Origin of the sequence: Salegentibacter chungangensis (assembly GCF_042678405.1) — a bacterium.
Lineage (GTDB): Bacteria > Bacteroidota > Bacteroidia > Flavobacteriales > Flavobacteriaceae > Salegentibacter_A > Salegentibacter_A chungangensis.
Map to the genome: position 1 here is coordinate 115,873 of NZ_JBHTLI010000003.1, position 20,043 is coordinate 135,915.

A 20,043-nucleotide genomic window follows, 5' to 3' on the forward strand; every position below is an offset into this window, starting at 1 on the left:
ACACCAGTTAATATATGAGTCTATTTAGAAGATTCTTAAACCCAAAATCTAAATCAGACAAAAAACAGGAAACTCCTGAAAATGCTGAACGGGGGAAGTATATGCCTGAGGTAAAACTTCCTACTGATGAGCGTTTTATGCTTAACTTCAGGAATAACGGCGGGAAATTTCTATACTGCGAGAACGAGGCGGAAGTAAAAGAAGCTTTCGACAATATATTACTGGAAAATGATTGGTACGAAAAACAGTGCTGCTGTTTTGACAATAACCTTAAAGAGAAATTCAAGGGTTTCAATCTGGAGTTCAACAGATCTGGGAAAGCCGCTTTTTTCCTCTCTACCTGCGAATATTTAGTGGCAAACGATGGTTCTATCCTTATCTCTTCAAACCAGATAAAGGAAACAAAGCTTCACGAATTACCTGCGAATTTTGTTATTTTATCTTCTACAAGCCAGCTTATAGACACCATTGGAGAAGGTCTTCGCGGCATTAAGTTTAGAAATAAACAAAGTATTCCCTCCAACATTACTACCATTAAAAATTTCGAAACCCAGAAAGAAGGAGATTTTATGAGCTACGGAAGTAGTACAAAAAACTTATATTTGCTGCTTCTGGAAGATTTATAACACATGAGGGAAGCCATAATCAGAACTATTTCGGGATTATTGTACATATCCATACTAGTCGCTTCAATAATCTCGTCAGAGCTCATTTTCATTTCCCTGTTCTATTTACTGGGTCTTGTATGCCTAATTGAGATGCAGAAACTATTGCACCTTAAGAGTTATGCTCTTTATGCGGTGCAGGCTTTACTATTCTATCTTTTCAGCTATCTGAAATTTAACCAGGACGCAACTATCCTCCTGCTTTTCATCACCATTTTCGTTAACCTATTCCTGGTAAAAGACCTGCTGGTGATCAAAAAGATCCCGGTATTTGAAAAGAAAAAGTATATCATAATCATATTTTACCTAATCTCGTCGGTAATATTCCTGACACTTATCCCTACCATAGAAGGCGTCTTTATTCCGAAACTGGTAGTAGGCATATTCGTACTGATATGGACAAATGACACTTTTGCCTATATTGTAGGAAAGAACTTTGGAAAAAATAAGCTTTATGAGCTTATCTCCCCTAACAAAACAATTGAAGGCTTCCTTGGCGGACTTATTTTTTCATGTATTGCCAGTTATTTCATATTTTATTACACACAATTCCTAAGTTTTCCTATTTGGTTAGGCTTAGCCGTAATACTTAGTGTTTTTGGAACTTTAGGAGATTTGATCCAGTCCAAGTTTAAAAGACAGGCCGGTGTAAAAGACAGCGGTAGCTTAATGCCGGGCCACGGAGGGCTGTTTGATAGACTGGATAGTATTATATTTGCCAGCCCGTTTGTTTACGCTTACTTATACTTACTAGACTATGTTTCATAAAGAAGGATATAAAATAATGATATTTACTGCAATAACTCTTATTGCAATAAATCTGGTAACTTATAGTTTAATAAATATATATTGGGTTAAATTCTCAATATTAGTGGTTTCTATCGTGTTCTTTTTACTGATAGTTCAGTTTTTCAGAAACCCGAAAAGAAACACCGTTTTAAATGATGCCCATATTCTGGCTCCCGTAGACGGAAAAGTAGTCGCTATAGAAGAGGTGTACGAAAAGGAATATTTTAAGGACAAGCGTTTACAGGTGTCCATTTTTATGTCACCTATCAATGTGCATGTGACCAGGCATCCTGTTGGAGGAAAGGTAAAATACAGCAAATACCACCCGGGAAAATTTTTAGTTGCCTGGCATCCTAAATCCAGCGAGGAGAATGAAAGAACCACTGTTGTGGTAGAAAATAAAGTTGCCGGAGAAATAATGTACAGACAAATAGCCGGCGCTATGGCCAAACGTATCGTTAACTATGCTGAAGTTGACGCTGAAGTGGTACAGGGAAGCGACAGCGGATTTATTAAGTTCGGTTCAAGAGTAGATGTCTTTATGCCTGTTAACACGAAAGTAGACGTAACTCTGAACCAAAAAGTAAAAGGCGGATTAAGCGTCATCGCCAATATCGAGAAATAAGAAGACCGTGATGCCCGAAGAGACTAAAGAAAAGTTTTTGAAAGCTTATGAAATGGCAAGCAACACCAGCCAGAAATTTCCGCAGGACGTGCTGCTTCATTTTTATGCCTACTATAAACGTGCTACTCAAAAAAACGGGTTTTACATTCCGCCAACTAACGAAGGAGACCTAAGGAGCGCTTTCAAGATTAATGCCCTGGTCCAGGTAAAAGATCTTTCCAAAACCGAAGCGCAACAAAAATATATTGAACTGGTAGAAGAGCATATTGGCAAAATTCCTGAGTAAACCCTGCCAATATACTTCTTGATTTTTTCGCTACTTCAGGCTTGCAAGGCTCGCCTTAATCGCATCGATCTTTGCCTCGGCATCAGCTTTCTTAGCTTTCTCCACCTCAACAACTTTCTCTGGCGCATTGTTAACGAACCTTTCATTAGAAAGTTTCTTCTCTACAGATTTCAGAAAACCTTCTATATAAGAAAGCTCTTCCTGAAGCTTTTTCTTTTCAGCTTCAACATCTATAGCCCCGGTAATAGGAATATAATATTCATTAGATCTTACACGAAAACTCAAAGCTCCTTCTACTTGAGATTCCACATATTGCAAAGATGAAAGATTCCCCATCTTTTGAACTACCGGGTTAAAGAGTTTTGATGTATTTTCATTATCAAGAACCTTCAGTTCAATGGTGTTTTTAAAAGAAATATTCTTCTCTTTTCTGATCTTTCTGATTCCCGCGATAACTTCGGAAGCAACACTGAATTCCGAAACAATATTTTCATCATAATCCTTCAGTTCCGGCCACTTCCCAACAATAAGGGCTTCTTCCGGAGTTCTTTCGGTAATTACCTGCCAGATCTCTTCCGAAACGAATGGCATAAAAGGATGCAAAATCTTCAGATTATCTTCCAGTATCGCGATCACTTCTTTATAGGTCTTAGCATCTATAGGCTCCCCGTAAGCAGGTTTCACCATTTCCAGGAACCAGGAACAGTAATCATCCCAAACCAGCTTATAAGTGGCCATAAGCGCATCACTTATCCTGTATTTGCTGTAATGATCTTCGATCTCACGCAAAGTTTTACGGAATTTAGCGGTATACCACTGAATTGCGATCTTAGCAGTCTCGTCCTGTTCTTTTTCTTCAGAAACTTCCCAGCCTTTTACAAGCCTGAAGGCATTCCAGATCTTGTTTGCAAAGGCACTACCCTGCTTACAAAGATCTTCATCAAACATCAGGTCATTCCCGGCCGGAGAACTCAGAAGCATTCCAACACGAACACCATCTGCCCCGTACTGCTCAATCAACCCGATTGGGTCCGGAGAGTTACCTAAAGATTTAGACATCTTTCGGCGTTGTTTATCTCTTACAATACCCGTGAGATAAACATTTTTAAAAGGTTTTTCTCCTCTGTATTCATAGCCTGCCATAATCATTCTTGCAACCCAGAAGAAAAGTATCTCAGGTGCGGTCACAAGATCGTTGGTAGGATAATAATATTGAATTTCTTTATTTTCAGGCTCAAGGATTCCATTGAAAACGCTCATTGGCCATAGCCAGGAAGAGAACCAGGTGTCTAAGGCATCTTTGTCCTGGGTAAGATCTTCTGCTTTAAGCTCATTATTTCCAGTTGTTTCCCGGGCTTTTTCCAGGGCTTCTCCAGGAGTTTCGGCAACTACAAAGTCATTTTTCCCGTCTCCATAGAAGTATGCCGGGATCTGATGTCCCCAAAGCAACTGACGCGAGATATTCCAATCTCTTACGTTTTCCATCCAGTGTTTATAAGTATTCAGGAATTTATCAGGCACAAGATTAATATCCCCTTCCACAACGGCGTCAAGGGCCGGCTTGGCCATTTCCTTCATCTTAAGGAACCACTGGTCACTTAGCTTAGGCTCAATAACAGCTCCGGTACGCTCACTGGTCCCGATCTTATTGGTATGCTCTTCGGTCTTTACCAGCACACCAGATTCTTCCAGTTCCTTTATGATCTCTTTTCTCACCACAAACCTATCCTTCCCTTCATAATGAAGTCCATAAGAATTCAAAGTAGCATCGTCATTAAAGATATCGATCACCTCAAGCTTGTGCTTATCTCCGAGCATTTTATCGTTCTCATCGTGAGCAGGGGTCACTTTAAGACATCCTGTACCAAATTCAAGATCAACATATTCATCTTCAATAATCGGGATCACACGATTGTTAATAGGTACAATTGCTTTTTTACCCTTTAAGTGAGTGAAGCGCTCATCGTTTGGATTAATGCAAATGGCCGTGTCTCCAAGGATGGTTTCAGGCCTTGTGGTAGCAATGGTTAAACTTTCATCACTACCTTCAATTTTATAGTTGAGGTAATACAGGTGCCCCTGTTTTTCCTGATAAATAACTTCTTCGTCTGAAAGAGTTGTTTTAGCCTGGGGATCCCAGTTCACCATCCTGTAACCACGATAAATAAGGCCTTTTTCATAAAGGTCAACAAAAACCTTGATCACAGATGCAGACATCTTCTCATCCATCGTGAATTTAGTCCTTTCCCAGTCACAGCTGGCACCAAGTTTCTTCAATTGTTCAAGAATGATTCCCCCGTGTTTGTGAGTCCATTCCCACGCGTGTTGTAGAAATTCGTCCCGGCTAAGGTCATTTTTATCTATCCCTTCCGCTTTCAGTTTCGCCACAACTTTTGCTTCTGTGGCAATAGAAGCGTGATCTGTTCCGGGAACCCAGCAGGCATTATAGCCTTTAAGACGTGCACGGCGCACAAGAACATCCTGAATGGTATTATTCAGCATATGCCCCATATGCAGTACTCCGGTAACGTTAGGCGGCGGAATCACGATGGTATATGGCTCTCTTTCATCTACTTCTGAATGAAAATACCTGTTCTCCATCCAGTAGTTGTACCACTTATCTTCTACTTCTTTAGCATTATATTGGGATGCAATTGCCATAATTTGGTCTGGTTTTTGAAAAATAAAGGCAAAAGTAATTATAACTAAAGGAATTTAAAAGAAGTTGAAATGATTATAATTTTGAGCCTATAGTTTTTCAGCTTATATTTACTATTCTGTAAAATTTTGAATTATGAAAAAATTTGTTGCAATAGCGCTATTTTTAGTGGCCGGTCTTGGTACCGCCATCGCGCAGGAGACAGCCAAAATAGAGTTTAAGAGCGAGACCATAGATTATGGCGAAATCAAAAAAGGAAGCGACGGCGTTCGTGTATTTGAATTCACCAACACCGGAAACGCTCCGCTTGTTATCGAAAATGTAACTTCTAGCTGCGGGTGCACCATCCCTAAAAAACCTGATGGCCCAATACAACCGGGTGAAACAGGGCAGATTGAAGTAAAATACGACACTAAAAGAGTCGGACCGATAAGAAAAACCGTTACTGTTTATTCTAACGCCGATGAGCCTACTAAAGCCCTTAAAATAAAAGGAAAGGTTCTAGATGAGGACATTGAATAACCACAGACCTGATAAACTTAAAGCCGCCTAAATAGGCGGCTTTTTTTATAATATTCTTTCCAGGCGAAATTCGAAGTCCTTCTCCACTCCATCCCGTTCTATTTTCAGGCGTATTTTTCTGCCTTCCCGTGATTCGAAGATCCCGGATATCTTTTCCAGGCTAAGATTCTTAGCTTCCCTTCCATTTAGTTTCAAAATAATATCTCCTTTCTTAAGCCCGGCCATTTCTGCCGGAGAGGAAGGCCTTATTTCAGCGATCCGGAATTGCGGTTCCAGCGCAAACATTAGTTTATAAGTACTTTCAAATACAGGCACTGCCCCTGTGGGATCAGCCTCAATAGAAAAAGAAGGCTGATAACCAAAATCCCTGGCCTGCTTCAGCTCATAACCTTTATGCTCTACCACCACCCCGCTCATGTTATACTCAAACGGGTCATTAAAGTACCGGTTTGGCTTTAATCTCAACCTCTTATTCGGGTAATCCAATACCGAATGGAACCGCTTCATCACCCGGCTGCCAAGGCTGCCATCGCGGTCTTCAAAGCTTTTAACATCCTTTATGTACAAACTATCGGGAAAACTAACGGTAATTTCCCGCAATTCAAGATCTCCCAGGTTAAGCCGGTTTATCCTTGTTCTTTTTCCGTATACACTTCCGCTGATACCAAACCCCAGAAAGTCTTCAAAGTTTTTTTCGGGGACCTTTATCTGCCTCTCTTCATCCTCAAAAAGCCATACCGCATCTCCGGAACCATTATCAAGAAGAAGATTTATTGTTTTCACACTGCCATCTGGCATTTCCACTTCAGCTTCCAAATAAGGTTTATTCCTGTGAAACCTGATCGGGATATCTGTACACCTCCTGCAACGTTTATATTCATATGTTTCAGGGTTGTAGACCTTAATAAACTCCCTGGGATAATTCATCTCTACGATAAAATCCTTAAAGAATTCATATCCGAGAATTCCATTTACGGGAACTCCAAGCCTGCTGGAAAGTTCCATAACCTCTTCGGTTAAAATATAAATGCTGTGATCGTAATCTATAGCATCACCAAGGATCACCTTATTGCTCAGCGATTTAAGTGCAGGAATAGGCTTCCCGGCTCCAAGCCCACGCAGGTAAATAGAAGTTGCATTTTTAACTTCAAGGCTATCTACAGATTCAAGGCTAAAAATTATTGTAGCATTGATGCCCGTATCCAACAAAAATGTAAGCTCCACCCCATTAACCCATACCGGCAAGATCACAAGATCATTCACCAGATCGAACTTTTGTTTAAAATAGCCTTTAGAATTTTCAATTTTAAACGAACTTTGCGAAAAACCGGGAATTGTGAGTAAAAGAAACAGCGAAATTAGCGCACACTTTTTCATAGGCCGATGTATACACTTTAATTTACAAAAAATAGCTTATAAATTGTAATCTGCTCTTCCCTATTGTTATAATAATTTTGCATTTTTGCAGTCTATTAAAATCATTGTCATGCCACATATTTCTAACAAAGGTTTGAAAATGCCGGAATCCCCAATCAGGAAACTGGTGCCATTCGCCGAAGAAGCTAAGAGAAAAGGAAAAACCATTTATCAGCTGAACATAGGTCAGCCCGATATTAAAACTCCTGAAAATGCCCTGAAAGCCGTAAAAGATAACGCCATAGACGTACTTTCTTACAGTCATTCGGCAGGGTTTGAATCCTACAGAAAGAAACTGGCTGAGTATTACCGTAAAAACGACATCCCGGTTACAGCTGAAGACATCATTATCACTACCGGAGGTTCAGAAGCACTTTTATTTGCGATGGGCAGCATTACCGACCCGGGAGATGAAGTGATCATTCCCGAGCCTTTTTATGCAAACTACAACGGATTCGCAACCGCTTCAGGAGTGAACATCGTACCTATACAGGCCAAAATCGAAAATAACTTTGCCCTTCCTCCTATTTCCAAATTCGAGGAGCTTATTTCACCCAAAACCAAAGCGATCCTGCTTTGCAACCCGGGTAATCCTACAGGATATCTTTATACAAAGGAAGAAATAGAACAACTGGCACAAATCGCGCTTAAACACGATATTTTCATCCTTGCAGACGAAGTTTACAGGGAGTTCGCCTACGATGGGGTGAAGCACCACTCCATTATGAGCATTCCCGGCCTCGAGCAAAATGCCATTATGGTAGATTCTGTCTCAAAAAGATACAGTATGTGTGGTGCCAGGATAGGTTGTCTGGTTTCTAAAAACCAGGAAGTGATGGCAGCGGCAATGAAGTTCGCCCAGGCAAGACTTAGTCCGCCAACCTTTGCACAAATTGCAAGTGAAGCGGCTTTGGATACCCCACAGGAGTACTTTGATGAGGTGATCAAGGAATATACCTTTAGAAGAAACCTTCTTGTTGAAGGCCTTGAAAAGATAGAAGGCGTTAAAGTAGCTAAACCAAAGGGAGCTTTTTACTGTATGGCAGAACTCCCAATAGATAATGCCGATCATTTTGCTAGATGGTTGCTCGAAAGCTTCGAAATAGACAACGAAACCATTATGGTTGCTCCTGCGGGAGGGTTCTACTCCACCCCAGACACCGGGCTTAACCAGGTAAGGATAGCCTATGTATTGAAAAAAGAGAACCTGGAAAAGGCCTTGAAAATACTTGAAGCTGCACTAAAAGAATACAACAAAAAATAATATGCAGGTGTCTTATAATACCTCTCTTAAGAATTACAACAGCTTCGGAATAGATGTAAAAGCCCAAAAATTTATAGAGGCGACTTCTATCGAAGATCTGGAGGGCGTATTAAGAAAAACCTATTCCTCAGAACTATTTATCCTGGGCGGAGGCAGCAACATGCTCCTTACCCAGGATCTTCAAAAGACCGTCTTGCACGTAGCAATTGAAGGCAAAGAGATCGTTTCTGAAACCGAAGATGAAGTGATCATTAAAGCTATGGCCGGGGAGAATTGGCATAAATTTGTGCTCTGGACCCTGGAGCAAGGCTACGGCGGACTCGAAAATCTTTCCCTTATCCCAGGAAATGTAGGAACAGCTCCAATTCAGAATATTGGCGCTTATGGGGTTGAGCTAAAAGACGTTTTTGTAAGCTGCGAGGCTATGAATGTGCAAACCTTGCAAAGAAGCATTTTTAGTCTTGAAGACTGCGACTTTGGTTACCGAAATTCTGTTTTCAAAAAAAGCTTAAAAGGAGAGGTGATCATTACCGGCGTAAGTTTCAGGCTTACCAAAAAAGATCATAATTTACATACCGGCTATGGAGCCATACAAACTGCTTTAGCAGAAAAGAATATCAAAAATCCAGGAATTAAGGATATTTCGGATGCTGTTATTTCCATAAGACAACAAAAGTTACCCGATCCGGCCGAAATTGGGAACAGCGGAAGCTTTTTCAAAAACCCTATTGTCACCAAAACTAAATTTGAAGCGATCCAGAAGGAATTTCCCGAAATTCCCTCTTACCAGATCAACACCACGGAAGTAAAGATTCCTGCGGGCTGGTTAATCGAACAAACAGGTCTTAAGGGTTATAGAAAAGGTGATGCCGGGGTACATAAGAACCAGGCATTAGTACTTGTAAATTACGGAATGGCAACAGGCAAAGAAATCCTGCGCCTTGCACACAAAGTTCAAAAAGAAGTACTGAAAAAATTTGGCATTTCACTGGAAGCTGAAGTAAACATATATTAAAAAAGGACTGCCTTGGCAGTCCTTTTCCTTTAAATCCTTAACAGGAATTTAATTCTCTTTCTTTTTCATTACAACTCCGTCAATTAGGTGAATAACTCCGTTTGAAGCATCAATATCGGTCTGTACGATTGTTGCTGTATTTCCGTTCTCATCTTTAAGAACTACATTTTCACCGTCTTTCATTGCGGTAAGTTTGCCCCCATCCAGAGTGGTTATTTCATACTCCCCTTCATTATCATCAATAAGCTGAACCAGATCGGCTGCCATAACTTCATCTTCTACAACATGATATTTAAGCAGCGTTGCCAATTTCTGGCTATTCTCCTTTTTCATCAGGGTATCTAAGGTGGCTTTATCTACTTTTTCAAAAGCAGCGTTGGTAGGCGCAAATACCGTATAAGGACCTTCTTCGGTTTTAAAGGTTTCGGCTAATTGAGCACTTTTTAAAGCTGAAACCAGGGTACTAAGAGTATCAGTTTCCATTGCTTTGGCTGCGATACTGTTAGACTCCATTTCCATCCGCTCTTTCTCTGCTTTCATTTCAGCCGCTCTTTCAGCCTCCATCTTCTCCATTCTTGCTTTTTCTTCTTCCTCTTTCTTGTTATCTCCACAGGAAGCAAGAGTAAAACCAGCAATTAAAAGAAGCGTAAACAACTTTATGGTTTTCATAATTTTTCGGGTTTTGTTGGTTATTAATGCAAGATATTCCGTAAACACGAGATTTTCAGTGCTTTGCGTTTAAATTTTAGTTAAAATATGTAAAGGTTATACTAATGTAGACACAGGTTTTCGGGGTAGTATTTTTATTCTTAATTTTTGCATCAGAAAATTAGTTTATGAAACTACTTATAATATCTGTTATATTGTTAGCACTGGCATTCGCCGGGATCGCCATCAAGATCTGGGGAAAAAAGGACGGCAAATTCGCCGGAACCTGCGCCAGTCAGAGTCCGTTTTTAAATAAAGAGGGAGAACCTTGTAGTTTTTGTGGAAAAATGCCTGATGAAGTTGGAGACTGTTCTGATGTGAAAAAGACCAACTAATCCTCTATGGCAACACTTCTACTTGGGGTATTTCTTTTATTCGCACTGATCAATCTGGGGTACTATCTGGCCTTTTTCAGTTTTGCGGGTGCCAGGGATAAAGAAAATGCAGCTCCAGCTTTTCCTGTTTCTGTGATCGTATGTGCCAAGAACGAAGCAGAAAACCTCAACAATTTCCTGCCTTCTATTTTAGAGCAGGACTATCCCGATTACGAGATCATTCTTATCAATGACGCCTCTGTAGACAACAGCCTGGAGGTTATGGAGAAATATCAGGCCCTGGACGGCAGGATAAAGATTGTTGATGTAGAGAACAACGAAGCTTTTTGGGCCAATAAAAAATATGCTCTCACCCTGGGCATTAAAAAGGCCAAACACGACCACCTTATCTTTACCGATGCCGATTGTTCCCCGCAATCTAAAAACTGGCTAAGAAGAATGGCTGAAAAATTCAGTGCAGAAAACTCGATCATTCTGGGCTATGGCGGATATTTCAGAAATAAGGGTTCACTTCTAAATAAACTTATCCGTTTCGAGACCCTTCTAACGGCTATACAATATTTTGCTTACGCAAGACTGGGCAGGCCTTATATGGGAGTTGGCAGAAACCTGGCATACACCTCAACACAATTCTACCAGCAAAAAGGCTTTGCAAATCACCTGCATCTCCGTTCGGGTGATGATGATCTCTTCGTTAATGAAGCCGCCACCGCCAATAATACAGCAATTTGTTTCCACAGAGAATCTTTTACCCGCAGTGTTCCAAAACAAAGCTTCAAGAAATGGTTTGAGCAAAAGCGAAGGCACGCCTCTATTGCCAAACATTACAAATCTTCAGATAAACTTCTTTTAGGCCTGTTTTACAGTTCCAGATTACTTTTCTGGCTGCTGTTTATCATCCTTATGGCCTTTCAGATCTACCCGCAAATCACTTTAGGTGCAATCGGAGTGTTATTGGTAACCGAAAGCATCGTGTATTTTAAGGCGGCAAGAAAACTGGAAGAACTGGATGTGGTTTGGCTGTTTCCGTTTTTAGAGGTATTTTTAATCTTCAGCCAATTAGCCATTTTTATCGCTAACATTTTCTCAAAACCTACACATTGGAAATAGACTCTGAAGTTCTTCTGAAAAAGATAAGAGCAGCCAAAGAAGGAAGCCAGTCGGCTTTTAACTATTTGCTGGATACTTTCTGGAATGATGTGTATGGCTTTCAGCTGAAAAAGACCCATAACGAATACGAGGCCGAAGATATCACCATTCAGACATTTTCCAAGGCCTTCAAAAAGATCGATACTTTTGATGAGTCCTACTCCTTCAGCACCTGGCTAATTGCAATATCAAAGAACCTTCACGTAGATCTTATCAGGAAGAAAAAGTCTTCCATTAGATCCAAAACCACTACCCACGATGAAGACAGGGTGTATAAAATAGCAGATGAAACCCCGACCATAGAGGATAAGCTCATTAAAGAACAGCACCTGGCGCAATTGCTTACCGATATTAAACAGCTGAATCCTCATTACCAGGAAGTGATCAATCTCCGGTATTTTCAGGAGAAATCGTACAAGGAGATCTCCGAAATTCTTGCGGAGCCAATGAATAACGTAAAAGTGAAACTGCTAAGGGCTAAAAAACTTCTGGCCGAGATCATTTCTTCCCGAAATACCTGAAATCATCACAAAAACACTACGCTTCAGGCTTTATGTGTTTCAGTATATTATTGTTATCTTTGAAGCCAATAATTTTGCTATGAGTACAGACACAATTACCCCTAATAAACCCAAACCAAAGGCCAAGCCTAAATGGCTAAGGGTTAAGCTTCCTACCGGTAAGAAATATACCGAACTCAGGAGCCTTGTAGACAAGTACGACCTTCATACCATTTGTACTTCAGGAAGTTGCCCCAATATGGGCGAATGCTGGAGTGAAGGTACCGCTACCTTTATGATATTAGGTAATGTTTGTACCCGTTCCTGTGGTTTTTGCGGAGTAAAGACCGGAAGACCTGAAACCGTAGATTGGGATGAGCCTGAAAAAGTGGCGCGTTCCATTAAAATTATGAAGATCAAGCACGCGGTTATCACAAGTGTTGACCGTGATGACCTGAAAGATATGGGGTCTATAATCTGGGCAGAAACGGTAAAAGCCATCAGGAGAATGAATCCTGAAACCACACTGGAAACCCTTATTCCGGACTTCCAGGGAAATGAAAGGAATATTGACAGGATCGTAGAAGTAATGCCTGAAGTGGTTTCTCATAATATGGAAACCGTGAAACGCCTTACGAGAGAAGTCAGAATTCAGGCGAAGTACGAAAGGAGTCTTGCTGTGCTGAAGTACCTTAAGGACCAGGGAATCAATAGAACCAAATCTGGTATTATGCTTGGTCTTGGGGAAAAGGAAGAAGAAGTTATAGAAACGCTGCACGACCTGAGAGCAGCCGGAGTAGATGTAGTGACCATAGGCCAGTACCTGCAGCCAAGTAAAAAGCATCTTCCGGTGAAGCAGTTCATCACCCCAGATCAGTTCAAGAAATATGAACAAATAGGTCTTGACCTTGGGTTCAGACACGTAGAAAGCAGCGCTTTGGTACGCTCTTCTTACAAAGCTCAAAAACATATTAACTAGGGACAAAGTATATGGCGGCACCTGTAAAAATTGCCATTAATGGCTTTGGGCGAATTGGCCGCAATCTTTTCAGACTCTTAATTGGACACCCTTCCATAGAGGTTGTAGCGGTAAACGATGTTGCCGATATTAAAACCCTTGCCCATTTATTGAAATACGACAGTATTCACGGGGTTTTGAAAAACCAAGTCAGCTCTAACGAGAATGAGGTTACTGTAGACGGGAAATCAATTCCGTTCACGCAGTTCTCGCATCCTAAAGATACTACCTGGACAAATTTTGGAGCCGAGATCGTTATAGAAGCATCCGGCAAATTCAAAAAAAGTGACGACCTCGATTTTCATCTTCAGGAAGGAGTGAAAAAAGTGATCCTTTCGGTTCCGCCGGAAGATGAGACCATTAAAATGGTGGTTCTGGGGGTGAATGAAGATATTCTGGATGGCAGTGAGAAAATCATTTCGAATGCTTCCTGCACCACGAACAATGCCGCGCCAATGCTCAAGATCATCCACGAGAACTTCGGAATTGAGCAGGCTTACATTACCACGGTGCATTCGTATACTACAGATCAAAGCCTGCATGACAAGCCTCACCGTGATTTAAGAAGAAGCCGGGCAGCAGCACAATCCATAATCCCGACCACAACGGGAGCTGCAAAAGCATTAACCAGGATATTTCCTGACCTGAGCGAGGTGATAGGTGGTTGCGGAATAAGGGTCCCGGTACCAAACGGCTCTCTGACCGATATGACGCTTAACGTTAAACAGAACACAAGCATAGATGAAGTAAATGCTTTGTTCAAAAAAGCTGCCGCAGGTTCTTTAAAGAATATTTTAAGCTACACCGAAGACCCTATAGTCTCTGTAGACATTCTGGACAATCCTAATTCCTGCATTTTTGATGCTCAAATGACTTCGGTTATTGGCGGCAAATTAGTAAAACTCATAGGCTGGTATGACAATGAAATTGGCTACTCAAGCCGTCTTATCGATTTAATTTCAATGATTAAGGATAAATAACTATCTTTATCCAGATTATAGCCAAACCCCAAATGACCAACTTAAGGCTTACATTCTTTTTACTATTGTTTTCTTCGTTTGTTTTTGCTTCTCAGGAGCAATCCCAGACATCTATAGAAGAAACGAACGATTCCATCCAAAATCTTCTTAACGAAGCTGAAGTTTCTATCAATATTGTAGATGTTGACAAAGCTCTGGATCTCCTTAATCAATCACTTCAGTTATCCAAAGAAATAGACCATAAAAGATACATGGCTCTTTCAAGTACTTTATTAGGAAAGCTGTATTATGTGCGCCACGATTTTGACAGAGCCAAGACCGAAATTCAACGGGCAATTTCCATCCAGCGGGAAATAGACGATGATCTTGGCCTTGCCTATTCTTATGTGAATTTTGCCAAAGTTTTCACCCTGGAGAATGACCTGAACCGGGCTAATAAATACCTGAATCTTGCCCGCAGTATCTATAACAATTATGATAACAAGGAGCATTTAGGCATCGTAGCTTTAAACCAGGGAATAGTTAACCTCAATCTTGAAGAGCAATACGAGAAGGCAATACAGCGCTTCAATTTTGCCGAAGAATATCTAAAAGACAGCGATGACCTTTATGAATTATCAAGGCTTTATTATTTCCGCGGTAAAGCTTACCGGTTAAACGGAAATATTGAAGCTGCCGAAAGTGAAGCTAATAAAGGACTTGAATTAGGAAGCGAAGAAGGATTTCACGGAATGATTATGAGCACCAATCGCTTGCTAAGTGAGATTTACGAAGATAAAGGAGAGCCACAAAAAGCCCTGAAATATTTACAGCAGAGTAATAAAATGAGGGAGGCTATCTTCAATATGAACAAGGAGGCGCTTGCAAGCGAAGCCAATGCCAAATATGGCGTTGATGCAATGCGAAGCACCCTGAATGAACTTACGCTTCAGAATGAGGAACAGGAACGCTCTCTTAAAGTGAACAAACTGACCACCATTTTAAGTGTGGCCCTTATCACCATTCTCTCTCTGCTTACACTTTCGCTGTATAAGAACAACAATTTACGTGCCCGCGCAAACGATCTGCTACAGAAAAAGAACTCAGAACTAACAAGAGCCAAGGAAAACGCTGAAAGAGCGTCAATGGCCAAAGCACAGTTCCTTTCTACCATTACGCACGAATTAAGAACACCACTTTATGCCGTGACCGGGCTTACGCATTTATTACTGGAAGAAAACCCTACTGAAAACCAAAAAGAGCATCTTAACTCCCTTAAGTTTTCGGGGGAATACCTTTTATCCCTTATCAATAACATTCTGGACCTCAACAAGCTTGAAGCAAATAAGGTTGAGGTTATGGAAACCTCTTTCAATCTAAAGAAAAGGATCTCTGATGTTCTTGTAGCACTCAAGAATTCGGCTGATGAAAAGGGAACAAAGATCCACTTCGATTTTGATGAATCCATCCCGAAGAGAATTAAAGGAGATCCGTTAATCATATCCCAGATCCTGATCAACCTTATAGGCAATTCCATAAAATTCACCACCGAAGGGGATATCTGGATCTCTGTGAATAAGTTAAGGGAAGAGAACAAATTCGTGTTCCTCCAGTTTGAAATAAAGGATAATGGGGAAGGAATTACTAAAGAGAAGCAAAAATCGATCTTTGAGAACTTTACCCAGGGCTCCACACAAATCAACAGAAAGTTTGGCGGAACAGGATTAGGTCTTTCCATTGTGAAGAATCTCATCACTCTGCTGGGCAGTAAGATCGACCTGGAAAGCGAACTTGGAAAAGGTTCTAAATTCACTTTCGAGTTGAAGTTCGAAGAACTTGAGGGCAAGAAAAGCCAGATGAAAACCAAGGATGAAGAAATTGCGGACACTCCTCCTCCGAAGGATATAATGGCCAACAAGAAGATCCTTATCGTAGAAGACAACAAGATCAACCAGATGATCACCCGAAAGATTCTTGAAAAGAACAACGTGATCTGCGATGTTGCCGATACCGGAACCATAGCCATAGATAAGGTACAAAACAATCATTTTGACCTGATCCTGATGGATATTCATATGCCGGGAATCAGCGGAATTGAAGCAACCATAGAAATCAGAAAATTCAACGAAGAGATCCCGATCATTGCCCTTACGGCAGTAACTCTGGATGAAAACCTTGATGAATTCTACCTGAACGGTTTTAATGACATTATTCCAAAGCCCTATAAAACAGAGGAGTTCTTCAATAAAATTAACAAATACTTAGCTTTAAAAGAGACAACTGTTTAGGGTATTGGCACAGCCTTTGTAAAATACACGCTAGTAGAATTATATATCGACAAAAACAAGCATATATAGTTTGAATTAGCCAAAACAAAAGAGGTGTTCTTACACCTCTTTTTCTTTTATATAATCCAGTATATTCTTGTCAAATTCTTCCTTCCCCTTAATAAAAGTCACTTTTATTGGCAGGTAAAACAACTTATCCGGAGGCAGTTCATCCTTCAGCCTTACATAATCCTTTTCTGTGGTCAGGATAAGATTTTCTTCCTTTAGCTCATTAAGCTCTCTTTCTGTAAAGTTATGATGGTCCGGAAATTTGCGATGTGTATAGTTAAAGTCCTTTCCTTTCAAATGTTCAAGTAATGGCTTTGGATTGGCAATACCGGTAACCAGGCAGAATCCTTCGGTTGATAACTCCTCCCAATCAGCTTCGCCATCAGCATTCCGGGGATTTTCGTCATAGGAAATTCCCGTAAAGAAAAGTTTCTGATAATTCCGAAGCCTTAATTTATGCCAGATCCTCTCCTGTTCTTCGGAAGTCAGCTTAAGAGGGCATTTGGTCACCACAATGATATCGGCCCGCTCGGCTCCCACAGTAGGCTCTCTCAAATTACCTGCAGGAAGCATAAAATCTTCGGTATACAGATCGCCATAAGACGTAAGGAGTATATTTAATCCCGCTTTCACCTTCCTGTGCTGGAAGGCATCATCCAGAAGGATCACTTCCGGTTCCTGCTTTAATAGCTCGGCAATTCCGTTCCTTCGGTCGGCATCAACAGCCACGAGGGCATTCCCGAAGTTCCTTTTAAACTGAAGCGGCTCATCCCCTGCTTCAGCTGCGCTTTCATTGCCCCTAAGAAGTTTAAAGCCACGGGTTGACCTCTTATAACCCCGACTAAGAGCAGCTGTCCTGTATTTCGGGCTAACCAATTTCAGCAAGTATTCTATCATTGGTGACTTGCCTGTACCACCGGTGTTGAGATTCCCCACACAAATAACAGGCAGGTCATAAGATCTGGATGAAAGTATTCCGGAGTTATAAAACTGATTCCTTATCCAGGTAACTGCTCCATACAATAAGGCAAAGGGAAAAAGTAATTTTCGAAGACTCTTCATTTAGGCCGCGCTATAATAATTATATTTGACAGAACTAAGTTCGCTTCGAATTTACGAATATTAAATAAGCAGCAGAAAAGCTTAAAAAACCAAAACCAAGAAATTATGATTATTCAGGAAGTAATTGATCATATTGAAGAATTTGCACCCACCGCTTATGCCGAAGACTTTGATAACGTAGGTCTTTTAGTGGGGGATGCACAAACCGAGGTAAATGGAGCCCTTATCACCCTGGACACTCTGGAAAGCGTGGTAGATGAAGCTATTGAAAAGAACTGCAACCTCATCATAAGCTTCCACCCTATTATTTTTTCAGGGCTTAAAAAACTAAACGGAAAGAATTATGTAGAAAGAACCGTGATCAAAGCTATCCAGCATAATATTGCTATCTATGCCATTCATACCGCCCTGGACAATCAGTATAAAGGGGTAAACGATATGATCTCGGAAAAGCTGAAGCTGAAGAACAGGCAAATCCTGATCCCCCGAAGAAACAGCATTAAAAAGCTCACCACCTTTATCCCTACGGCCGATGCCGATAAATTACGCAAAGCTTTGTTCGCGGCAGGAGCAGGAAGTATAGGGAATTATGACAACTGCAGCTTTAACCTGGAAGGGAAAGGCAGTTTTAAGCCAAATGAAGACGCCAATCCTACAATTGGAGAAGTAGGAGAAGTCCATTTTGAGGAAGAAACCCAAATTGGAGTAACCTATCCGGTGCATAGTGAAGATAAAATCCTTAAAACCCTCTTCCAGAATCATCCTTATGAGGAGGTGGCTTATGAGATCTCCTCGCTGGGAAATTCACATCAGCATTTGGGAATGGGGATGATAGGAGAACTGGAAAATGAAACTGAAGAAGAAGAATTTTTGAAATTGGTCAAAAAAACCTTTCATTCGGGCTGTGTAAGGCACTCAAAACTACGCGGAAAACCGGTGAAAAGGGTAGCTGTTTTGGGTGGCAGCGGCAGCTTTGCCATAGAGCAGGCAAAGAAAGCCGGAGCAGATATGTATATAACGGCAGACCTGAAGTATCACGATTTCTATAAAGCCGAGGAAAAACTGGTCTTAGCCGATATTGGTCACTATGAAAGTGAGCAGTTCACAAAAAATTTATTACATTCTTATCTTACAAAAAAAATTAGTAATTTTGCACTTATTTTAGCAGATACAAATACCAATCCTATCAAGTATATATAACTATGGCAAAAAAAAACGATGTTACTGTAGAAGCGAAGCTTAGAGCACTGTACGATCTACAATTAGTTGATTCCCGAATTGACGAAATTAGAAATGTACGCGGTGAGCTTCCGTTAGAGGTAGAAGACTTGGAAGATGAAGTAGCCGGATTAAACACACGTTTGGAAAAACTTGATGCCGATATTGAAGTTATTGAGAATGATATCAAGAATAAGAAGAATCTTATTGACGAATCTAAGTCTACCATAAAGAAGTATTCTGAACAACAAAAGAATGTTCGTAACAATCGTGAATTCAACGCACTTTCTAAAGAGATCGAATTCCAGGAACTGGAAATAGAACTTGCCGAGAAACACATTAAAGAATACAAGGCTCAAATCGAGCAGAAGAAAGAGGTGATCGCTCAAACAAAAGAGCGTCTTGACGAAAGAGAACAGCACCTTACCCATAAAAAGAGTGAGCTTGATGCAATCCTTGCAGAGACAGAGAAGGAAGAAAAAGCCCTTATCGATAAGTCTCACGAATATGAGAAAGAGATCGAAGAGCGTCTTGTAAATGCATACAAGAGAATAAGAAGTAACGTAAAGAACGGTCTTGCCGTTGTACCTGTGGAGCGTGGAGCTTCAGGAGGTTCTTACTTCACCATCCCGCCGCAAGTGATTATGGAGATCGCCGGTCGTAAAAAGATCATTACCGATGAACACAGTGGAAGAATTCTTGTAGATGAAGAACTTGCAAAAGAAGAAAGAGAAAAAATGGATGGACTGTTCCAGAGATTTTAATCTTCTTAAAATATATTGGAAAAGGCCCCGAAACCGGGGCCTTTTTTTATGCACTAACTTTTAATAACCCAATCCTTCCTATCTGTCCTCCGCTTATTGATTAACAAGTATTTCACACTATTATTCGATTAAAGCTATACCTTTAATTTATAAACCCTTTTCAAATGAAACGACTTAATCTAATTCTCGCGGCACTTGCCATCATTTCCATTTCCTGCCAGGACCAGAAAAAGAATTCGGAAGCTATGGAAAACTCGACTTCCGAAGTGGAATACTCTGAAAACGCTAATACGGAATCGACAGAAAGTGAACCCACCAATAAAGCTGAGGATACCTCAGAGCTCATAGTAGATACTAAGGAAAAAAGCAGTACGAAAGAACCAATTAGTGGGGACGTCTATATGAAATCTGGAGAAGAGACGGACATCTCTTGTAAATGTTATTGTCTTGATGTAAATCCTGGCGGCAGTTCTGAACTTTGTCTCACAAAAGATGAAATTTACATCACCGCCCGTTTTGAATCTAATGCTGAAGGAATAGATTTATATTACGTATCGCCCTCAGCAAATAACACCAACGACGAGTTGCCCTGGGATAAGTTCGACAAGAACATCCCTGTCGCCAGCCTGAAACCAACTCCAGAAGGTTTAAAACTGGACTGGAAAGGCTTTTCTATAGACGGGAAACTTGCAGTAGATTATGCCATCTACGGAAAAAAAACATTAGAAGGAGAATATCATATCAAGAACTAAA

Annotated in this window: 20 protein-coding genes; 16 read left to right on the forward strand and 4 right to left on the reverse strand. The window is 40.7% G+C overall.

Translation table 11 applies throughout. The features are described from left to right. The first annotated feature begins 14 nt into the window (after nucleotides 1–14). The 4 genes from ACFQ3Q_RS13030 to ACFQ3Q_RS13045 are packed head-to-tail and all read left to right on the forward strand — an operon-like array spanning nucleotide 15 to nucleotide 2,365. Entirely contained in the window at nucleotides 15–626 is a 612-nt protein-coding gene (locus ACFQ3Q_RS13030) for an LUD domain-containing protein (protein ID WP_380746542.1), read from the forward strand. A 3-nt stretch (nucleotides 627–629) separates the two neighbouring features. Next, the gene (locus ACFQ3Q_RS13035; protein ID WP_380746544.1) at nucleotides 630–1,433 is read left to right on the forward strand and encodes a phosphatidate cytidylyltransferase; all 804 of its coding nucleotides are present in this window, start codon (nucleotides 630–632) and stop codon (nucleotides 1,431–1,433) included. Continuing rightward, entirely contained in the window at nucleotides 1,423–2,079 is a 657-nt protein-coding gene (locus tag ACFQ3Q_RS13040) for a phosphatidylserine decarboxylase family protein (protein ID WP_380746546.1), read from the forward strand. Before ACFQ3Q_RS13035 ends, ACFQ3Q_RS13040 begins: the two co-directional genes overlap by 11 nt. Nucleotides 2,080–2,089: 10 nt before the next feature. After that, nucleotides 2,090–2,365 (forward strand): acyl-CoA-binding protein, encoded by a 276-nt coding sequence (locus tag ACFQ3Q_RS13045; RefSeq protein ID WP_380746548.1) that lies wholly within the window; start codon nucleotides 2,090–2,092, stop codon nucleotides 2,363–2,365. A 30-nt stretch (nucleotides 2,366–2,395) separates the two neighbouring features. On the opposite strand, the gene ACFQ3Q_RS13050 is transcribed toward ACFQ3Q_RS13045, so the two are convergent. Further along, nucleotides 2,396–5,026 (reverse strand): valine--tRNA ligase, encoded by a 2,631-nt coding sequence (locus ACFQ3Q_RS13050; protein WP_380746550.1) that lies wholly within the window; start codon nucleotides 5,024–5,026, stop codon nucleotides 2,396–2,398. 133 nt (nucleotides 5,027–5,159) lie between these two features. On the opposite strand from ACFQ3Q_RS13050, the gene ACFQ3Q_RS13055 reads away from it, so the two are divergent. Beyond that, nucleotides 5,160–5,546, forward strand: coding sequence for a DUF1573 domain-containing protein (locus tag ACFQ3Q_RS13055; RefSeq protein WP_380746552.1), 387 nt, complete (start codon nucleotides 5,160–5,162; stop codon nucleotides 5,544–5,546). A gap of 45 nt (nucleotides 5,547–5,591) precedes the next feature. On the opposite strand, the gene ACFQ3Q_RS13060 is transcribed toward ACFQ3Q_RS13055, so the two are convergent. Further along, the gene (locus ACFQ3Q_RS13060) at nucleotides 5,592–6,923 is read right to left on the reverse strand and encodes an aspartyl protease family protein (RefSeq protein WP_380746554.1); all 1,332 of its coding nucleotides are present in this window, start codon (nucleotides 6,921–6,923) and stop codon (nucleotides 5,592–5,594) included. A 109-nt stretch (nucleotides 6,924–7,032) separates the two neighbouring features. Here ACFQ3Q_RS13060 and ACFQ3Q_RS13065 point away from each other — a divergent pair, with 109 nt between their 5' ends. Both ACFQ3Q_RS13065 and murB read left to right on the forward strand, forming a co-directional pair. Beyond that, nucleotides 7,033–8,226, forward strand: coding sequence for a pyridoxal phosphate-dependent aminotransferase (locus ACFQ3Q_RS13065; protein WP_380746556.1), 1,194 nt, complete (start codon nucleotides 7,033–7,035; stop codon nucleotides 8,224–8,226). A gap of 1 nt (nucleotide 8,227) precedes the next feature. Next, nucleotides 8,228–9,241: a UDP-N-acetylmuramate dehydrogenase gene (gene murB / locus ACFQ3Q_RS13070; RefSeq protein ID WP_380746558.1), complete on the forward strand. Its 1,014-nt coding sequence runs from the start codon at nucleotides 8,228–8,230 to the stop codon at nucleotides 9,239–9,241. Nucleotides 9,242–9,289: 48 nt separating this feature from the next. Here murB and ACFQ3Q_RS13075 read toward each other — a convergent pair whose 3' ends face one another. Next, nucleotides 9,290–9,910, reverse strand: coding sequence for a fasciclin domain-containing protein (locus ACFQ3Q_RS13075; protein ID WP_380746560.1), 621 nt, complete (start codon nucleotides 9,908–9,910; stop codon nucleotides 9,290–9,292). A gap of 167 nt (nucleotides 9,911–10,077) precedes the next feature. Between ACFQ3Q_RS13075 and ACFQ3Q_RS13080 the strand changes: the two genes are divergently transcribed. The 6 genes from ACFQ3Q_RS13080 (at nucleotide 10,078) to ACFQ3Q_RS13105 (ending at nucleotide 16,198) form a co-directional block, all read left to right on the forward strand. Then, nucleotides 10,078–10,284, forward strand: coding sequence for a membrane or secreted protein (locus tag ACFQ3Q_RS13080; RefSeq protein ID WP_380746562.1), 207 nt, complete (start codon nucleotides 10,078–10,080; stop codon nucleotides 10,282–10,284). 6 nt (nucleotides 10,285–10,290) lie between these two features. Continuing rightward, nucleotides 10,291–11,394, forward strand: coding sequence for a glycosyltransferase (locus ACFQ3Q_RS13085; RefSeq protein WP_380746564.1), 1,104 nt, complete (start codon nucleotides 10,291–10,293; stop codon nucleotides 11,392–11,394). Continuing rightward, nucleotides 11,385–11,954 carry an RNA polymerase sigma factor gene (locus ACFQ3Q_RS13090; protein ID WP_380746566.1) on the forward strand — a complete coding sequence of 190 codons (570 nt, stop codon included), beginning with the start codon at nucleotides 11,385–11,387 and terminating at the stop codon, nucleotides 11,952–11,954. The genes ACFQ3Q_RS13085 and ACFQ3Q_RS13090 overlap by 10 nt, the downstream gene beginning before the upstream one ends. Before the next feature lie 79 nt (nucleotides 11,955–12,033). After that, nucleotides 12,034–12,912, forward strand: a complete 879-nt coding sequence (gene lipA, locus ACFQ3Q_RS13095) for a lipoyl synthase (RefSeq protein ID WP_380746568.1) — start codon at nucleotides 12,034–12,036, stop codon at nucleotides 12,910–12,912. Between the two features lie 11 nt (nucleotides 12,913–12,923). After that, nucleotides 12,924–13,931 (forward strand): type I glyceraldehyde-3-phosphate dehydrogenase, encoded by a 1,008-nt coding sequence (gene gap / locus ACFQ3Q_RS13100; protein WP_380746570.1) that lies wholly within the window; start codon nucleotides 12,924–12,926, stop codon nucleotides 13,929–13,931. Between the two features lie 32 nt (nucleotides 13,932–13,963). Continuing rightward, nucleotides 13,964–16,198 (forward strand): hybrid sensor histidine kinase/response regulator, encoded by a 2,235-nt coding sequence (locus ACFQ3Q_RS13105; RefSeq protein ID WP_380746572.1) that lies wholly within the window; start codon nucleotides 13,964–13,966, stop codon nucleotides 16,196–16,198. A gap of 99 nt (nucleotides 16,199–16,297) precedes the next feature. On the opposite strand, the gene lpxK is transcribed toward ACFQ3Q_RS13105, so the two are convergent. Next, nucleotides 16,298–17,308: a tetraacyldisaccharide 4'-kinase gene (lpxK, locus tag ACFQ3Q_RS13110; RefSeq protein ID WP_380746574.1), complete on the reverse strand. Its 1,011-nt coding sequence runs from the start codon at nucleotides 17,306–17,308 to the stop codon at nucleotides 16,298–16,300. Nucleotides 17,309–17,413: 105 nt separating this feature from the next. Here lpxK and ACFQ3Q_RS13115 point away from each other — a divergent pair, with 105 nt between their 5' ends. The 3 genes from ACFQ3Q_RS13115 (at nucleotide 17,414) to ACFQ3Q_RS13125 (ending at nucleotide 20,042) form a co-directional block, all read left to right on the forward strand. Continuing rightward, nucleotides 17,414–18,508: a Nif3-like dinuclear metal center hexameric protein gene (locus ACFQ3Q_RS13115; RefSeq protein ID WP_380746576.1), complete on the forward strand. Its 1,095-nt coding sequence runs from the start codon at nucleotides 17,414–17,416 to the stop codon at nucleotides 18,506–18,508. 2 nt (nucleotides 18,509–18,510) lie between these two features. Beyond that, nucleotides 18,511–19,290, forward strand: coding sequence for a zinc ribbon domain-containing protein (locus tag ACFQ3Q_RS13120; RefSeq protein WP_380746578.1), 780 nt, complete (start codon nucleotides 18,511–18,513; stop codon nucleotides 19,288–19,290). A 164-nt stretch (nucleotides 19,291–19,454) separates the two neighbouring features. Next, entirely contained in the window at nucleotides 19,455–20,042 is a 588-nt protein-coding gene (locus tag ACFQ3Q_RS13125; protein ID WP_380746580.1) for a hypothetical protein, read from the forward strand. Nucleotide 20,043 lies beyond the last annotated feature (1 nt).

Bases quoted from the DNA above. Each gene is read 5' to 3' on its own strand.
- ACFQ3Q_RS13030 (WP_380746542.1), top strand. From the start codon at position 15: ATGAGTCTATTTAGAAGATTCTTAAACCCAAAATCTAAATCAGACAAA.
- ACFQ3Q_RS13035 (WP_380746544.1), top strand. From the start codon at position 630: ATGAGGGAAGCCATAATCAGAACTATTTCGGGATTATTGTACATATCC.
- ACFQ3Q_RS13040 (WP_380746546.1), top strand. From the start codon at position 1,423: ATGTTTCATAAAGAAGGATATAAAATAATGATATTTACTGCAATAACT.
- ACFQ3Q_RS13045 (WP_380746548.1), top strand. From the start codon at position 2,090: ATGCCCGAAGAGACTAAAGAAAAGTTTTTGAAAGCTTATGAAATGGCA.
- ACFQ3Q_RS13050 (WP_380746550.1), bottom strand. From the start codon at position 5,026: ATGGCAATTGCATCCCAATATAATGCTAAAGAAGTAGAAGATAAGTGG.
- ACFQ3Q_RS13055 (WP_380746552.1), top strand. From the start codon at position 5,160: ATGAAAAAATTTGTTGCAATAGCGCTATTTTTAGTGGCCGGTCTTGGT.
- ACFQ3Q_RS13060 (WP_380746554.1), bottom strand. From the start codon at position 6,923: ATGAAAAAGTGTGCGCTAATTTCGCTGTTTCTTTTACTCACAATTCCC.
- ACFQ3Q_RS13065 (WP_380746556.1), top strand. From the start codon at position 7,033: ATGCCACATATTTCTAACAAAGGTTTGAAAATGCCGGAATCCCCAATC.
- murB (WP_380746558.1), top strand. From the start codon at position 8,228: ATGCAGGTGTCTTATAATACCTCTCTTAAGAATTACAACAGCTTCGGA.
- ACFQ3Q_RS13075 (WP_380746560.1), bottom strand. From the start codon at position 9,910: ATGAAAACCATAAAGTTGTTTACGCTTCTTTTAATTGCTGGTTTTACT.
- ACFQ3Q_RS13080 (WP_380746562.1), top strand. From the start codon at position 10,078: ATGAAACTACTTATAATATCTGTTATATTGTTAGCACTGGCATTCGCC.
- ACFQ3Q_RS13085 (WP_380746564.1), top strand. From the start codon at position 10,291: ATGGCAACACTTCTACTTGGGGTATTTCTTTTATTCGCACTGATCAAT.
- lipA (WP_380746568.1), top strand. From the start codon at position 12,034: ATGAGTACAGACACAATTACCCCTAATAAACCCAAACCAAAGGCCAAG.
- gap (WP_380746570.1), top strand. From the start codon at position 12,924: ATGGCGGCACCTGTAAAAATTGCCATTAATGGCTTTGGGCGAATTGGC.
- ACFQ3Q_RS13105 (WP_380746572.1), top strand. From the start codon at position 13,964: ATGACCAACTTAAGGCTTACATTCTTTTTACTATTGTTTTCTTCGTTT.
- lpxK (WP_380746574.1), bottom strand. From the start codon at position 17,308: ATGAAGAGTCTTCGAAAATTACTTTTTCCCTTTGCCTTATTGTATGGA.
- ACFQ3Q_RS13115 (WP_380746576.1), top strand. From the start codon at position 17,414: ATGATTATTCAGGAAGTAATTGATCATATTGAAGAATTTGCACCCACC.
- ACFQ3Q_RS13120 (WP_380746578.1), top strand. From the start codon at position 18,511: ATGGCAAAAAAAAACGATGTTACTGTAGAAGCGAAGCTTAGAGCACTG.
- ACFQ3Q_RS13125 (WP_380746580.1), top strand. From the start codon at position 19,455: ATGAAACGACTTAATCTAATTCTCGCGGCACTTGCCATCATTTCCATT.